The sequence below is a fragment of the Methanomethylovorans hollandica DSM 15978 genome (genome assembly GCF_000328665.1).
Lineage (GTDB): Archaea > Halobacteriota > Methanosarcinia > Methanosarcinales > Methanosarcinaceae > Methanomethylovorans > Methanomethylovorans hollandica.
Map to the genome: position 1 here is coordinate 1,320,478 of NC_019977.1, position 15,774 is coordinate 1,336,251.

Genomic DNA, 15,774 nt, shown 5'->3' on the forward strand with positions numbered 1-15,774 from the left:
AAAACCCTTCAACTTTTACAACCTGGGGTTCCAGATAATAAAAGAGAATGGTAAATCTGTGAAACCCTTAGCCCCTTTCTCTACCAATCCCCAGGAAATAGTGTATGAGCCTTTCATTGATTATGAAACAGGAGAGATTAAGCAAGGATCACATTACTTCAAACCACTAAGTAAAATCATAATGCAATATGTAGATCATACAAAGAACAAGTTTGATGATGATGTGGCTATTCTGGAAAGAAAGCATGTTCAGGCTGATGATGTTATTTACATAGGAAAGGAAGCAAACAATATTGATGAAAGCGCAATCATTAGCCCGAGACCACAAAAGATTTAAACAGTTATCTATTTACAAGCTTTATGACAGAATCGCCAATTTTTGAGATATTTGATGGATTGCCCAGGCAGGGTCCTGGCAGTAATGAATGTACTGAAAAAGCCTTTAATTTGCTTTCTTCCCTTCCTGCAGGCACTAAGATCCTTGACATTGGTTGTGGTGTGGGCATGCAGACAATACATCTTGCGAAGATCTGCAACGATTGTCACATCACTGCAACTGACATTTACCAGCCTTTTCTGGATAAACTGATGGAAAATGCAGTTAAAGAAGGACTTGATGACAGGATTACCACGGTTTGTGCTTCCATGGATGACCTGCCTTTTGAAGCCGGAGAATTCGACATAATCTGGGCAGAAGGCTCCATCTTTATCCTTGGTCTTGAAAAAGGAATTAGCTACTGGAAACAGTTTCTGAAAGAAGGGGGTTACATGGCAGTGACAGAGAACACATGGTTCACGGATGAACCTTCTTCGAAAGTGCTTCAATTCTGGCAGGATATATATCCTGGTATCATGAACATACCTGACACTGAAAAAGTTATCACGGCAGCAGGATATGATATCATTGACCACTTTAAACTGCCAGCTTCGACATGGCATGATTTTTACTCCCATCTGGAAAAAAGAGTCCATGACATCAGTGATAGCTATAAAGAAAACACCGATGCAGAAATGATTCTTAGTTTTAACAGAAAAGAGATAGAGCTCTTCAGAGAGTATCCAGATGAATATGGTTATGCATTCTACATTTTTCGGAAGAACGCAAATAAATGTCCTGTTACTGATAAATAATTAAATGAACCTGAAACTTGAAAAGAAATCAAAGGAAAACAATATCTACTATCGTATATGGGGAGTGACTTGCTCATAAAAAGCAGGTCATATCCGAATACAAATCGTTTTTAATTAAATTTTTTGCTCTACTACTCATCCCCATTTATGCTATTCGCCAACCACATTTTTTCTTCATTCTGACAAGTTCAATGGCTTCTTTGCCTGTCATGTGTCCAATCTCATTTTCAACAAGACACAACTGCCTACATTTGATTATGAAGGTGATTTTTCATGAGTAATTTGTAGCTTGCAAAAAAATGTCAGGCAACATCAGGAAAATAATGACCCAGTATTGAAACAAATGTGATGCACCCAATTACTGTAGAAATTATAGATGTTCCAAGAACAATGGTACTATTCTCATAGAGTTAGGCAACATATATTCATAGATTTTATTCACAGTTGCGTATTAATTTTTTCAATAGTAATAACCAATGCCCCTCTTGCCCAAGAAAATTTTGATTTTGCCAGATCAGCATATTTTCCTGAAGTTTGAACTTCTCCTTTTCCAGAAATGCAGCATCCCTGACCAGGGCTATTGGTCCCCTGGACTTTCTTTGAAGCTATCAGCATCTCCACTTGGGGGTTCTTTTTAAGGTTCTCCTCGGTTATATTATAAAATCCGGCCGGAATAACGATTATTCCGCTATCTTCAGTTTTTAATGCTCTCATATATCCCCCCCATGTAGCCACCATATGTGGACCACTATCTCCGCAAGTTGCAATGGCAACCCATTCTGTATTATCTAGAACTTCCTTGCATTTGCCTTCTATTTGTACTATATTAGCCCCCCATTAATTTCAATCAAATGATTTCAAACTAGTATAATTAACTACGTTTTTATAAAATATAAATCAATGGGTTTGAAATCTCATATTTAAGGGGTAAATAAATTACAGTTTATTTAAGTGTGTTAAAAGATATTATAATGAAGACAAATATGTGGGAAAAACAAAAAAGAAGGTTTTTAATTACGAAAATCACTTCGCAATATCAACAATACAACCTTCTGGGAATATCATTCTAAATATAAAACCAACAAGTGGACCTGCAACAAACACTACCAGAGGATACGCAAATACAGCACTGATAGCAAGATTAGAGATCCAGGTTAAAGGTAGGTCTTTTGAAAAACCAACTGTTGAAATTGAAAAAAATAATGACATTAAAGTTGCCATTCCACCAACAAAAACTAATGCAGTTATACCTCTTTTCTGAAAAGAGGTGTGATGGTGTTTGTGTAATTTGAACACTAATTTCATCCCATACCTTGCTACAATAAAATATTCAAGTGTAAATGCCACTATAAAAGTAAGAGGGAAACTTAACCAAGTCACTTTAATTATATCTGCAGAAAACCCTTGATGGATTGTTGTGTTGTATGCTGTCATTACAAATGCCATAAAGCAAACAAAAATAAATGTATGAATTAAATTTTCTTTTTTATTTTTTATCAAATTCTCACCTTGTGTGCGTGAAAAAATTATACAACATAAGAAAGTTTAACACAAGGAGTGTTTATGTATATCAAAAAAGTTGACATCTTCTTATAGCCACGACATAGTAACAGATAAATGATAAACTTAACGCTATTGTTTTTATTGGCACGTCCCTAAAATGTTGAAAAATATGATGGTCCTGTACCTGAATAGACTGAGGTGCAGGGAAGTTACAGCAAAATAGAGAAACTGTCCAAGTTCGCACCCTAAACAAAACCTTGTTCCAATAAATATAAATACATATTTAACATCTGCAGCTTTTAATATTTATTAAAATCTGTGAAAGGAATAAGATGGAATGGATTATTTTAATAATTGCAGGGTTATTTGAAACAGCTTGGGCGATAGGTCTGAAATACAGTGACGGATTGACCAGATTCTATCCAATGGTATTTACGGCCATTACTTTGATTTTAAGCATGTATCTATTGGAAAGAGCTTTGAGAACACTGCCTGTTGGCACAGCTTATGCAGTTTGGACAGGTATCGGTATTATTGGCACAACAATATTGGGAATATACCTTTTCAATGAGTCTGTCAACATAACACGTATCTTCTTTATCGGATTGATCGTTGTTGGTATTGGCGGATTAAAACTGGTATCACCCTGATCACCTGTTTCCCTTGAGTACAATACTCTGATCCATGAGTGAGAAAAATGAATGATGTTGAAGAAAAGATAATTGACATCGGTCAGGAGATATTTAAAGGCTATGGAGTCGATGATATCACTGCACTGATCCTATCGATACTTAACTTTGAATCAAATGAGATAAGTATGGAGGAATTAGCACAGAGAACCGGATATAGTCTTGCTTCCATCAGCCTTAAGATCAAGCATATCGAACAATTCTGGAGCATAAAGCGGGTATACAAGCCAGGATCCCGCAAAACATATCTGTATATGGAAAAAAACCTGTTAGATGCCTTTGCTACACAAATCAGGAATGGATTTGCAACCGAATTGGACATTGCAAAAAAGAAAATAAAGCCCCTTATAGAAGAATATAGGGAAAATGCCATTACACAGGAACAAAAAACAAAGCTCCATACATATGAGAATTATCTATCTGAAATTAATAAGTTCGAAGCATTGATCCATTATATCTATCAACAAATTGATCATCTGAAAAATAATCAAGTTTGATCTATTACTAACTCCAGGTCACATAGAACGATGGCAAAGTGCTGTATTGATATAAATGTAGCTTAAGTAGGATACTTTAAAAACATGAATCGAAAAACAGAAAAAAGACCACCGTCCGCAGCCCGTGTTTTGGGTTTGCATGACGGTTGGTAGATAGGTCTGCCTTTTATCCGATGTAGTATGTGACCTGTACTGAAATTGAAACAGTGGACTCTCCTGGCTCAATTGGTGTGGCAACAGGTCCTGCTGCTGCATCTGCTGCTGCTTCTGGCACTGCATAGTAGACCTTGGAGTTTCCATTCTCGGATATGGATGCTGTCTGCACACCTTTAACCTTAAGATCCAGGCTGCTGGCAAGTGCATTGGCCTTTGTGGAAGCATCGGTTATGGCTTTGTTCATAAGGTCCTCACGGAGCTGTTCCTGCCTGTCATCAGATACTGAGAAGGAAATACTTCCTATCTGATTGGCTCCTGCAGCTGTTGACCTGTCGATGATCTCGCTCAGGTTGCCGAGTTTTGTGGTTGTGACCTGCACACTGTTGGATGCAGAGTAACTTGTGATATTCTGTTCTTTGTCATAGTTGTAGACAGGATACACAGAGACATAGGATGTCTGTAGTTCCCGGTCCTCCAGACCCAATGCCTTGAGTTCTGTGACGACAGCGCTCATGAGGGCTGCGTTCTGATCAGATGCGGCCTTTGCAGTATCATCCTGGACCACCACACCTATGCTTAAGGTGGCTGTGTCAGGCACTACCTTCTCTTCTGCGTATCCGCTCATGGTTATTGTGTCTGCAGTATTTGATCCACTCTGCGAGATGGCGTATATCGTTAACGCCATCACCACAAGGACAACTGATAGCGCAATGATAGCTAAATAGGATCTATCTTTTTGATTTTCCTGTGACATTTTCACACTCTCCTTGTTAGGTGCATTGTTAACCGGTGAGTCTGTCTTGTCATGGCCGGTTATTGCATGTTATATAGGGAGCTATACATATTAAAGAATTGGCTAAACTTCAGATGAACTTGCAGTTATATGCAAAGACTGATGACGATATGAATAAATTTAGCTTATTTCAACCCCGGAGCTTTTAAAGAGATCCGGAATTCCCAGTTCAATTTATTTTTATTTACGGGTACGAAATTACATCTGACCATCGCTTCTTTAAACTGCTTATTTGTGATAAAGAAACCATCTTGGGATGCTTCGAACAAATTTTTAAGTGCATAACTAGTATAATTTTTATTTGGTGTTTTTTCAGGGATGATGTTTTGCATTATCCAATTGTATATGGTTTCTTTTTCCACATCGCTTAATTCATATTCACTCATATTGCTCACTTCTGTCTTTCATATTCTCTCAGCAACGTACTACTAAGCTCTGCTCTCCTTTAATTACGACCTGTAAATCTATTGCTCTATAAACCCAACCTATTGATCTATAAACCCAACCCGGAATATTTTCTTTTACATAAGCATTCAAGATAAAAGGCTTATCTGTCTTATCCTTCCAAATTTTATCCTGATAAGTTCAAAATAAGGTCAATACAATTTACGTTACGATATTTTTTCTTTTCAGTATAAACTTACACTATTAAGTATCCTGAAGATCTATTATCTACCACATTGCTAGAAAAAAGAAAAATGATTTTGTTTTTGTTTGATCTTGCACACAATGAGAAGCTATGCGAGAAACCAGTGCATAGTCCAGTGCAAAGCTGAATGCACATGGGCATCATGAGAAAGGTGGAAAATATGGATTATATCAGTGATTTTTTTGGATTTATGAAAAAGGCGACAACATCTGTTCAGACGGTGGATGCCATAAGAGAACGTCTGAAAGCTGCAGGTTTTATGGAACTGGAAATGAATGAGTCATGGATGTTGAATGGATCGGAGAAATACTATCTGACCCCCTATCCTTCCATGTTGGTGGGCTTTACTGTCGGAAGCGGTAAGTTTCCGATAAGAAGTGTGAAGATGATCGCTGCTCACACAGATAATCCCGGATTTCGGATCAAACCCAATCCTGAGGTTAACAGTGAAGGAATGCTGACACTGAATGTGGAACGTTACGGCGGACCTATTCTGAACACATGGTTCGACCGTCCTTTATCCATCGCCGGAAGAATAGCCGTGAGATCCGATGAGGTGCTGAAGCCAAGAGTGATACATCTGGATTTTAAAAGACCTATACTTATCATCCCTAATCTGGCCATACATATGAACCGCGAGGTCAATAAAGGAATAGAGATCAAGGTTCAAAAAGAAATGCAGCCTCTCTTGACCCAGTTGATTGAAGATGAGATTAAGGATAAATATCTGCTGAAACTGGTTGCTAAGGAGGCTGGGGTACGTTGTGAAGATATTCTGGACATGGACCTGAATGTATATTGTTATGAAGAAGGCATGCTGGTGGGCTCAAATGAAGAATTTATTTCCTGTCCGAGGATCGACGATCTGTCCATGGTATACACTGCTATGGAAGCTCTTGTGGGATCAAAGCATGAGCACGGGATCAACATGGTGGTATTCATGGACAATGAGGAGATTGGTTCTATGACCAGGCAAGGTGCTGACTCCGTGATACTGAGCAATGTTCTGGAAAGGATCCGTATGGGAACAGAGAAAACACAGAACACGGAACAAATATCCATCCATCAGGCGATGAACTTCTTTGTGATCTCTGCCGACTGTGCCCATGGGCTGCATCCCAATTACAGTGAAAAGAGCGATATCACCAATAAGCCTGTAATGAACAAAGGGATGGCCATTAAGATCAGTTGCAATCGTTCCTATGCATCTGAGGTGGATACTATTGCAGCTTTTCAGCAGCTGTGCGACAGGGCAGGTGTGAAATATCAAAAATTTGTGAACCATTCCGATCAACCAGGAGGAACGACCCTGGGTCCTTTGATCAGCAAATATATGCCTGTTCATGTGGTGGATGTAGGAGTGCCGATGCTGGCAATGCATTCATCCAGGGAGTTGATGGGCAAACAGGATTTCCTGGATTCCATCGGGATTTTCAGGACATTTTTCCAATTGCAGGAGTGACGTATATCACTCAAAAGTTTAAATTTTAAGATAGCTCTGTATCGCCTCTGTAGCAGACATTTCATTTCAGGAAACTAATAAGATTGGTATTTTTTTAAAGCTTCAATAGATTTACACAGAACCAAAAAAGAAAAAGTTCATATTTTAGTTATTGGTGTGGAATTTTCTAAATAATATTCGAAAAGTTCTTTTGCCCACTCAAGAGCCTTTCTGGAGGTACATAATATGTACTTATTATCAACTTCTCCATTGGTTCTTAATAAACTCATCAGAAGGTGGGTATCATCAAATGTAAAGAACAAGACCCTCATATCCTTATTGTAAACATACATCTTGAAGTTATCATTTTTAAGAAGGGTTTCAAACTCCGTATGATGTTCTGTTATTATTTTATCCAGCAGTTCCTGAGAGAAAATAAAGTAGCTACTGATATTATTCTCAAGCATTTCTCTAAGTAACGAGTCAAATTCAGGATAAAGAAAAGCAGTGACCGTATAGACCGAATCGGGCATTTTATTATTAACATGAAATAAACTATGGAACGAAAATATATCTGTTAGAGACGGACTTACTATATCACAGTCCTTAAGCTCACCCATTCTCTTCAGGAGTTCAGATGGTATAAAATCAATTTCATGAGTACTCCAGTAATCGATATCTATATCAAAAGTATCAAGAGTATCTAGTAAAGGGACCATATCATTGACAATGATTTTTCCAACGGTTGTCAACTCATAAATATCATCATAGTGATCAACAAGATAGTGTTCTTCCAATATTTTGATCTGGGGGAGGAGTGCCTGTCTGGTAGTATCCAGAGATTTGAGCAGGTATTCGGTTTCCCTTGCTCTATCTCTCAGTAATAGAAGAACCATTTTTCTCTTCTCTGACAGGAAAAGAACATCAAGCAAATTTTTTTTCATTTAGGTACATCCTTGAAGGGAACTATAATTTCAATTGCTCGTTACAAACAATCGACAATTAAAGGATCACAATTATTTAAAACAATTCTATTCTAAATAATATTTATTAAAAATATATGAAAACTAGTACGTATAAAAATATAGCACATATATGATGTTTTTCTGGTGCTAGTAAATGCTATGGAACTTGTAGGTGTCGGATCATGTTCCTGAAATACAAAAAAAGCCATGGCTATACAGCCATTTGAGTCAATTAAAAGAGTTTATAAGGTGGTCACAAGGCTTCATCTTTGAGTTTACGCGTTCATGAAGCTTATTACGGGATCGGACTCTACTCCGTCCTGAATGTACTTCATCTTTGAGTTTACGCGTTCATGAAGCTTATTACGGGATCGGACTCTACTCCGTCCTGAATGTACTTCATCTTTGAGTTTACGCGTTCATGAAGCTTATTACGGGATCGGATTCTACTCCGTCCTGAATGTGCTCCATATTTAGGTCTACTTCCTTGTGACCAATTTATAATATCTAACTAATCGTATAAATCACTGACGGTCATATAACTCTGAGTTATTTGAGGAGGTTACGCAAATTTCAAAATTGTGTCTGCAAGCTTTGAATACGCCCGGAGAATCAGAACCAGATTAACTGTTTCTGACTTCCCAATCCCCTACAAGAGGTGTGACGCCTGTCCATCCGAGGCCTACAACTTCAAATCCACCACCTTTCATCAGCATGAAGTTGTTTCCATTACGATTATAAAGACCGATCTTCTCTTCACCGTCGCTTCCCCAATCGCCCACAATCGGTTCAGTACCTTCCCAGCCAAATCCTATCACAACTTCAAGAGCTTCATCTGAGCTTATATTAATGTCCCAAAGTGCCCAGGTACCTGCATTATCATATACACCGATGTCAGTATCAATATCACCATTCCAGTCACCAACAACTGGAGATACACCAGCCCATCCCAGGCCAAAAATATGATAATTCATAGTATCTCTCATAATTAGAAAATTATTGCCGGCTCGGTTATATATGCCGACCTCAGTGACTCCATCTCCATCCCAATCGCCTACTAACGGTTCAGTACCTGCCCAGCCGAACCCCACAAAATCTGCTGAATTGGTATCTGGGTTCCATAGAGCCCATGTACCTTCATTGTCGTACACACCTACCTCATCAGCACCATCTCCATTCCAGTCGCCTGCTACAGGGCTAACTCCTGCCCATCCCAGACCAATGACATCAAACCCTTGATCTTTCTGGATCAGGAAATTATTGCCTTCTCTATTGTAGGTACCGACCTCAGTGACACCATCCCCATCCCAGTCACCTGCTATCGGTTCAGTACCTGCCCAGCCGAATCCCACAATATCTGCTGAATTGTTATCTGGGTTCCACAAAGCCCACGTACCAGCATTGTCATATACACCTACGGATTCTGCCAAGGCAATACCCATCGTCGTTAGCAAAATACACAAAAATATCCCAAAACGGATCAATCTGATCAGTTTTTTTTGCATTCATATCACCTCTTACATAAACAATACATGGTTTTAGTGGCCTTATCCCCAACAATCATTAAAATTTAGATGCACAAAAATATCTAAAATTAAATACATTATGTTAAGACACGTCACTAGGCATTTTACATTTTGTAAAATATGGGACATAGCTAGTATAAGTAGCTAGCGAAAAAAATTTGAACCAGTCAATATATGATTCTGTTGATCCTGAGCATAGTTATCAGACATAAAATATAAAAAGCATTAAAATACATTGAACACTTCGACATGTCTAATGACAGCAGAAAAATCACACTATCTCACGCCACATGAAGTGGCTAAAAAGCTCAGGGTCGAAACAAAGACGGTGCATACATGGCTGCAGGAAGGGACCATGGATGGATTAAAACTAGGTAGACTCTGGAGAATTCCACGCGCACAGCTGGAACAGGCAGATGATAACTGTTTTACAAAGAACACACATCTATTGAACATTAAAGAGATCCCGCGCAATATGTGCGACTATAATAAGGTAAGAGAAGAATGGAACAATGAGATCCCTGAATATTTCAATTTCGGATATGACGTCATTGATGCCTGGGCAAAGGAAGACCGTAATAAACTTGCCATGATCTGGGTCGATCAGCATGGTGAAGAGAAAAAGTACACCTTCAGAGACATGATGAAACTCTCCAATCAGGCGGCAAACATTCTTCTCAAATACGAGATCAACAAAGGAGACCGGGTCCTCCTGATGCTTCACCGTGTTCCAGAATGGTGGGTATTCGTAATTGCACTGATCAAACTTGGTGCTGTGGTATGCCCTTGTCCGACACTTCTGACACCAAGTGATCTTCAGTACAGGATCAATGCAGGTAAATTCAAAATGATCATCACTGACATGGAAAATGCACCTAAAATCGATGAGATCAGAGATGAATGTCCGACTCTTAAAGAATGCATGGTTATCGACGGAGAAGCAGAGAACTGGATCAGTTTTCAATATGAACTCCTGTACCCTGCACCTGTTTCACATCACTCGGTATCAATACCGGCACTTACCCACTCCACAGACCCTATGCTGATCTATTTCACCTCAGGAACTACTGGCAAAGCCAAGATGGCACTTCACAACCATGCATATCCTTTAGGTCACAGGGTCACTGCAGAACTGTGGCAGGACCTTACAGAGAACGACCTGCATTTCACCTTCTCTGATACCGGCTGGGCAAAATGTGCATGGGGTAAAATATTTGGCCAGTGGATCGCTGGTTCATGTATCTTCGTGTATGACACCAGAGGAAAGTTCGAGGCAACTGAGCTGCTTCCGCTGATCGAGAAATATGAAGTCACAACCTTCTGTTGCCCACCCACTGTCTACAGAATGCTCATACTTGCTGACCTGAGCAAGTTCGATCTTGATCAGCTCCGTCACTGTTGTAGCGCAGGTGAACCGCTGAACCCTGAAGTTATCAAAGTCTGGAAGGAGGGAACAGGTCTTAACATCTATGAAGGCTACGGCCAGACAGAAACCTGCTGTGCTATCGCATCCTTTGCGTGCCTGGAGAACAAGCCGGGTTCAATGGGAAAACCTTCTCCGGGATGGAATATTGAGCTGCATGATGAGCATGGGAACAAGGTCAATAACTTTGAAGAAGGAAGGATCGCCATCTCACTTGATCCACGTCCTGTGGGTCTTTTTGTCAAATACCTTAATAATGATGAAGAGAATGAAAAATCATTCCAGAACGGATTCTATTACACCGGCGATAAGGCATATATGGATGATGACGGCTACTTCTGGTTCGTAGGCCGCGATGACGATGTCATCAAGAGCTCAGGATACAGGATAGGTCCTTTTGAAGTAGAGAGTGCGCTTCTTGAACATCCTGCTGTTCAGGAATCTGCTGTGATTGGGTCTCCGGATAACATAAGAGGTATGATAGTCAAGGCTTTTGTTGTACTGAACGAAGGTTTTGAACCTTCGGAGAAACTGATACAGGAACTTCAGAACCATGTGAAGCACACAACAGCACCATACAAATACCCGCGATCTATTGACTTCGTGCATGAACTGCCCAAAACCATCGGAGGTAAGATCATGCGAAAGAAACTACGGGAAATTGAAATCAAAGAGCTTCAAAGTGAATGACATTGGATAAGCAGATATAGAGAAGGAAAGAAAATATGTGGATGATACAATCATTTTTTATTTATTTCTTTACTCTTACTGATCCTCTACATTTTTATCTCTTATCTTGTCTGTATCCAGTTTCCGGTTTCTTTTCTTCCTGAACCTGTGTCAGGATCACAACTTATAAATAGGCTTCTTTTGCCAGTTTAATTTAAAGTTATAAAAATCAGCATAAAACTAGTTTTTAATTCCTGTACCCCATCAATAATATTTTACTATAAAAAAGTATTTCGATAATAAAGGGGTTTTAATCTTTGGAAAATGGAGAGAACAGAAATGAGCATTTTGATCAGGCAAGAAGAAGAGCATGACTTTAAAAATGTAGAACATATGACAAGAGAAGCATTCTGGGATCTTTACAAACCAGGATGTGACGAACATCTGGTATTACATAAAATAAGAAAAGTACCTGCATTTGTAAAAGAACTTGACCTAATTGCATGTGATGATGACCGGATTGTCGGCAATATAATCTATTCCAAATCTAAAGTCGTAAATGAAGAAAGCAGAGAATTTGAAGTTTTATGTATGGGGCCAATTGCAGTATTGCCCTCATGCCAAAAGCAAGGTATAGGTTCTTTATTGATGAATCATTCCCTTGAAAAGGCAAGACAGTTGGGATATAAAGCCGTAATTATTTTCGGAAACCCGGATTATTATCAACGTTTTGGTTTCAGAAATGCTGCAAAATATAATATTCAGACGTCTACAGGTGAAAACTTTGACGCATTCATGGCATTGGAACTCTACGATGGCAGCCTGAAGGGTATTTCAGGAAAGTTCTATGCAGATGAAGTTTTTGAAACAGACGCAGAGGAACTGGAAGAGTTTGAAAAAGGTTTTCCTCCTAAAGTTAAACATGTTACGGACACCCAATTAAAATAGATATGGAGGGATTACCCTTGAAAACAACAGAGACAATAAAAGGGCATCTATCTTTAAACCTCGTTCTATTACCAGGACTATCCGCGCATTTGTGTCATCAGGCCCTGTATCCACCCTATCTCCTGTTTTTTCATCACTTGGTCCTTCAACATGTGTTCCAATGAGAATAGCTGCAATGACAAGCAATGCTAAGACCAAAAAGAATAATTTTTTCATAATTTACTCCCCAGAAAAACTTATAGAACGACCTATATTTAGATCTGCCTGCGTTGTAAAAAAATCATCTGCTGATATTTTATGAAATTTTTATTACCGTGTGGAAATTATAAGAGTTTCCGGTACCCACCTCACTGACCAAAGATCAATCATCGCTACATTCACTTTCTTGTTTTTTCAAAATATTCTTTGTAGTACAGTATATCCATCTTTTATGCAATAACAGGTGTATTACTGTAAAAAGGGTCATCATTATGGCCGATCTGTTGTGTATGAGCGTCCATGTAGCTTTTGTAATTCCTATGTATTCCTGATATCTCCCCCGTGGCACACCCGAAGGTATCGCAAAGTACATAACAAATCCTGTTACTGCAACTATCAGGAATATTACGGTCAAAATGACATCTACTGAATAATTTAGTTTCATCCTGTTCATTTATTCTCCTCATTAGAAAACCAATGTTAAGTCAAAACGTATTTGAGCATATATATGTTAAACGAAGAAATTGTCTGTGAACAAGAACATATGGATCTATACAATTATCAGGCGGGTTTGAAATAACAGAAAAAAAATTACCGCTTCAAAGAAGTTCCGATCCGGTGTACAATGATCTTAACTATTGGATCAAACACGAAGCAATTACTTTATCATTCGATCCTCCGGAAAGCTTCAACAATTCCATTGACAGAATAATAGCTTCACTTGATGACTCTGTTGAGCTGCTCGGCTTTGGAGAAGCCCTCCATGGAGGCGAGGACATTCTGATACTGCGCAACAGGCTCTTTCAGCGCTTGGTGGAGAAGCATGGATACAGTGCCATTGCCATCGAGAGTAGTTTTCCCAGAGCGCATGTAGTGAATGAATACATAGCTGGCCGCGGCCCCGAATCTTATGAAAAGGTACAGGACACAGGATTTAGTCACGGTTTCGGAAGCTTAGAAGCAAATCGCGAACTTGTTGAATGGATGCGGGAATACAATGCAAATCCATCCCACGAGATCAAGCTCCGGTTCTACGGCTTTGACAGTCCGACCGAAATGATGTATGCCGACAGCCCAGGCCAGGTCTTGCATTTTGTGCTGGATTACCTTGCCTCTCTTGATAACATCAGCGGCAGGTATCATCAAGAGATTATAGACCCGCTTCTTGGTGATTATGCAGAGTGGGAGAACCCCGCTGCAATGATGGATCCGACCAGATCGGTGGGCATGTCACCAAATGCTATTGCGCTTCGGATGGAGACAGAAGATCTGATTTCAGAATTAAATGAAAGACGTCCAGAAATGATAGCTAAAAGCGATGAAGATCACTATATGGAAGCCGTACAATACGCAACAGTTGCCCGGAAGTTGCTGAACTATCACGCCATATCAGCCCGGGATTCAGAAAACAGGCTATTAAGGCTTCTTGGTGTTCGCGATGCGATGATGGCGGAAAATCTGTTGTATATAGTATCCCGTGAAGGAAGCAGAGGAAAAGTTCTGGCTTTTGCACACAACAGCCATTTACAAAGAGGAAAGGCCCACATGCAACTGGGCCCTTACGCATTAACGTGGTGGCCGGCAGGAGCACATTTGCATGAGATATTTGGTCCACGTTACTCTAATATTGGTTCGGCGGTAGGCATCTCCGATGCCAACGGCATCTGTCAGCCGGAAGCAGGCACTCTTGAAGCATTGCTGACCGGTTTGCAGGGGACTGTTCGGTTCATTCCAACTCATAGAGGTACAGGACTCCCAGCTTCAGAAATCGCCGCTCTTGCAAATCGCTCGGGAAGTATGAAGAACCCTACCTACTTCGTACTAACTTCTCAGAGCCTCACAGATTTCGACTGGCTGGCTGTTCTGGATTCAACAACTTACAGCCGGGGTGGCCCACAACTTCAAGAATAGATGTAAATAAAATTATTACCATCTGTTTTTGATCGAAATGATGATGTTTTTCAGGCATATAATTATCAGGAGATTTTGCAGTGCCGTTTATGAGTTGTATTTCATTCACGATCATGATGAAATTGCCATGCAATACCAAACTTATCGGTCACCATGCCGTAAAGTTTGCTCCAGAACGTTTCCTGAAGGTCCATTACCACAGTACCTTCAGCTTTGAGTACGCTGAAAATTGACCTTATTCTATCCATTTCCTTACTGATAATTACAAGGCCGATATTGTTCCCAAGGATAAAAGGCATACCCGGGGGAACATCAGAGCACATCACAGTGCTTCCCTCTATTTCCAGAGCAGTATGCATTACCAAATCCTTGATTTCTTCCGTCAAGGAGAAGTCCATATCTTCCGGTGCATCCAAAAACAAAATGATATGAACCAAACAAACTTTTTATATCAAACCCTTGCATTTAGTCATATAGCAACTATCGGATCGTCTAAATCAAGTAATTTTATGGGAACGTGCATGACAGTATATGAGAACGTTAAGTCCATCCTCATGGAAATTGGAACCACAAAACTTGTCTGTGTTACCAAAACGGTGGACCCGGCAAAGATCAATGAATCTATTCGCGCCGGAGCCACTATCATAGGAGAGAGCAGGGTTAAGGAATACGAGGACAAACGTGATGAACTGCTGCCATGTGAAAAGCACTTAATAGGCCATTTACAATCAGGAAAAGTAAAAAAAGCCGTTGAGTTCTTTGATGTGATCCAGTCGGTCGATTCCCTGAAGCTCATAAAGGAGATCGATGAGAAAGCAAGGGCAAGGACTAAGGTGCAGCAGGTCTTTCTGCAGGTAAATATTGGTAGTGAACCGCAGAAATTCGGCTTCGCAGAAAGTGAGATCCCACAGATGATTGCACATATACATGAACTCGGAAATATTCATGTGCAAGGACTAATGTGCATACCTCCTTTTGATACTCCTGAGGAAACGCGTACATATTTCAGGAGGATGAAGAACCTGTTTCACGCACTGCAGCAGAAAAACCACGATAACATCGATATCCAGGAACTGTCAATGGGTATGTCCAACGATTACAGGATAGCGATAGAGGAAGGAGCCACAATGGTGCGCATTGGCTCCTCTATATTCGGAGACAGAAAATACTAAAGTTTTATTTAGTTGATAGCGGTTTCCAATCATTTCCAGTATATCATATTTCGGTTCTTAATCCCGAATCTTTCTGCTGAAATCCATTTCCTTCCCAGTTACA

General features: G+C 39.8%; 18 protein-coding genes. 9 read left to right on the forward strand and 9 right to left on the reverse strand.

The window, feature by feature from the left end; genetic code table 11:
* Positions 1–58: 58 nt before the first annotated feature.
* Both METHO_RS06350 and METHO_RS06355 read left to right on the forward strand, forming a co-directional pair.
* Positions 59–337 carry a hypothetical protein gene (locus METHO_RS06350; RefSeq protein WP_048831080.1) on the forward strand — a complete coding sequence of 93 codons (279 nt, stop codon included), beginning with the start codon at positions 59–61 and terminating at the stop codon, positions 335–337.
* Positions 338–360: 23 nt separating this feature from the next.
* On the forward strand, positions 361–1,131 hold the full coding sequence (locus tag METHO_RS06355) for a class I SAM-dependent methyltransferase (RefSeq protein ID WP_015324712.1): 771 nt from the start codon (positions 361–363) through the stop codon (positions 1,129–1,131).
* Positions 1,132–1,569: 438 nt separating this feature from the next.
* Here METHO_RS06355 and METHO_RS06360 read toward each other — a convergent pair whose 3' ends face one another.
* Positions 1,570–1,956, reverse strand: a complete 387-nt coding sequence (locus tag METHO_RS06360; protein WP_015324713.1) for a pyridoxamine 5'-phosphate oxidase family protein — start codon at positions 1,954–1,956, stop codon at positions 1,570–1,572.
* 198 nt (positions 1,957–2,154) lie between these two features.
* On the reverse strand, positions 2,155–2,631 hold the full coding sequence (locus tag METHO_RS06365; RefSeq protein ID WP_015324714.1) for a DUF2798 domain-containing protein: 477 nt from the start codon (positions 2,629–2,631) through the stop codon (positions 2,155–2,157).
* A 335-nt stretch (positions 2,632–2,966) separates the two neighbouring features.
* On the opposite strand from METHO_RS06365, the gene sugE reads away from it, so the two are divergent.
* Positions 2,967–3,284: a quaternary ammonium compound efflux SMR transporter SugE gene (sugE, locus tag METHO_RS06370; RefSeq protein WP_015324715.1), complete on the forward strand. Its 318-nt coding sequence runs from the start codon at positions 2,967–2,969 to the stop codon at positions 3,282–3,284.
* A 47-nt stretch (positions 3,285–3,331) separates the two neighbouring features.
* A complete protein-coding gene (locus tag METHO_RS06375) occupies positions 3,332–3,820 on the forward strand; it encodes a GbsR/MarR family transcriptional regulator (protein ID WP_015324716.1) in 489 nt (162 codons plus the stop codon).
* A 166-nt stretch (positions 3,821–3,986) separates the two neighbouring features.
* On the opposite strand, the gene METHO_RS06380 is transcribed toward METHO_RS06375, so the two are convergent.
* Together METHO_RS06380 and METHO_RS06385 are read right to left on the reverse strand one after the other, a co-directional pair.
* Entirely contained in the window at positions 3,987–4,730 is a 744-nt protein-coding gene (locus METHO_RS06380; RefSeq protein WP_015324717.1) for an SIMPL domain-containing protein, read from the reverse strand.
* Positions 4,731–4,894: 164 nt separating this feature from the next.
* On the reverse strand, positions 4,895–5,155 hold the full coding sequence (locus tag METHO_RS06385) for a hypothetical protein (protein WP_015324718.1): 261 nt from the start codon (positions 5,153–5,155) through the stop codon (positions 4,895–4,897).
* A gap of 423 nt (positions 5,156–5,578) precedes the next feature.
* Between METHO_RS06385 and METHO_RS06390 the strand changes: the two genes are divergently transcribed.
* On the forward strand, positions 5,579–6,880 hold the full coding sequence (locus tag METHO_RS06390; protein ID WP_015324719.1) for a M18 family aminopeptidase: 1,302 nt from the start codon (positions 5,579–5,581) through the stop codon (positions 6,878–6,880).
* 137 nt (positions 6,881–7,017) lie between these two features.
* Here the strand turns inward: METHO_RS06390 and METHO_RS06395 are convergent, their stop codons facing one another.
* The gene (locus METHO_RS06395; RefSeq protein ID WP_015324720.1) at positions 7,018–7,803 is read right to left on the reverse strand and encodes a helix-turn-helix transcriptional regulator; all 786 of its coding nucleotides are present in this window, start codon (positions 7,801–7,803) and stop codon (positions 7,018–7,020) included.
* 644 nt (positions 7,804–8,447) lie between these two features.
* Positions 8,448–9,329 carry a hypothetical protein gene (locus METHO_RS06400; protein ID WP_015324721.1) on the reverse strand — a complete coding sequence of 294 codons (882 nt, stop codon included), beginning with the start codon at positions 9,327–9,329 and terminating at the stop codon, positions 8,448–8,450.
* A 277-nt stretch (positions 9,330–9,606) separates the two neighbouring features.
* Between METHO_RS06400 and METHO_RS06405 the strand changes: the two genes are divergently transcribed.
* Positions 9,607–11,463, forward strand: coding sequence for an AMP-binding protein (locus METHO_RS06405; RefSeq protein ID WP_015324722.1), 1,857 nt, complete (start codon positions 9,607–9,609; stop codon positions 11,461–11,463).
* Between the two features lie 303 nt (positions 11,464–11,766).
* Positions 11,767–12,390: a GNAT family N-acetyltransferase gene (locus METHO_RS06410; RefSeq protein ID WP_245546255.1), complete on the forward strand. Its 624-nt coding sequence runs from the start codon at positions 11,767–11,769 to the stop codon at positions 12,388–12,390.
* On the opposite strand, the gene METHO_RS06415 is transcribed toward METHO_RS06410, so the two are convergent.
* Together METHO_RS06415 and METHO_RS06420 are read right to left on the reverse strand one after the other, a co-directional pair.
* A complete protein-coding gene (locus METHO_RS06415) occupies positions 12,382–12,606 on the reverse strand; it encodes a hypothetical protein (protein ID WP_015324724.1) in 225 nt (74 codons plus the stop codon). The two genes, METHO_RS06410 and METHO_RS06415, sit on opposite strands and share 9 nt — an antisense overlap.
* A gap of 145 nt (positions 12,607–12,751) precedes the next feature.
* A complete protein-coding gene (locus METHO_RS06420; protein ID WP_015324725.1) occupies positions 12,752–13,042 on the reverse strand; it encodes a DUF4405 domain-containing protein in 291 nt (96 codons plus the stop codon).
* A 164-nt stretch (positions 13,043–13,206) separates the two neighbouring features.
* Between METHO_RS06420 and METHO_RS06425 the strand changes: the two genes are divergently transcribed.
* Entirely contained in the window at positions 13,207–14,499 is a 1,293-nt protein-coding gene (locus tag METHO_RS06425) for an erythromycin esterase family protein (RefSeq protein ID WP_015324726.1), read from the forward strand.
* A gap of 101 nt (positions 14,500–14,600) precedes the next feature.
* Here METHO_RS06425 and METHO_RS06430 read toward each other — a convergent pair whose 3' ends face one another.
* On the reverse strand, positions 14,601–14,885 hold the full coding sequence (locus METHO_RS06430; RefSeq protein ID WP_245546256.1) for a VOC family protein: 285 nt from the start codon (positions 14,883–14,885) through the stop codon (positions 14,601–14,603).
* Between the two features lie 135 nt (positions 14,886–15,020).
* On the opposite strand from METHO_RS06430, the gene METHO_RS06435 reads away from it, so the two are divergent.
* Entirely contained in the window at positions 15,021–15,671 is a 651-nt protein-coding gene (locus METHO_RS06435) for a YggS family pyridoxal phosphate-dependent enzyme (protein WP_015324728.1), read from the forward strand.
* The last annotated feature ends 103 nt before the right edge of the window (positions 15,672–15,774 follow it).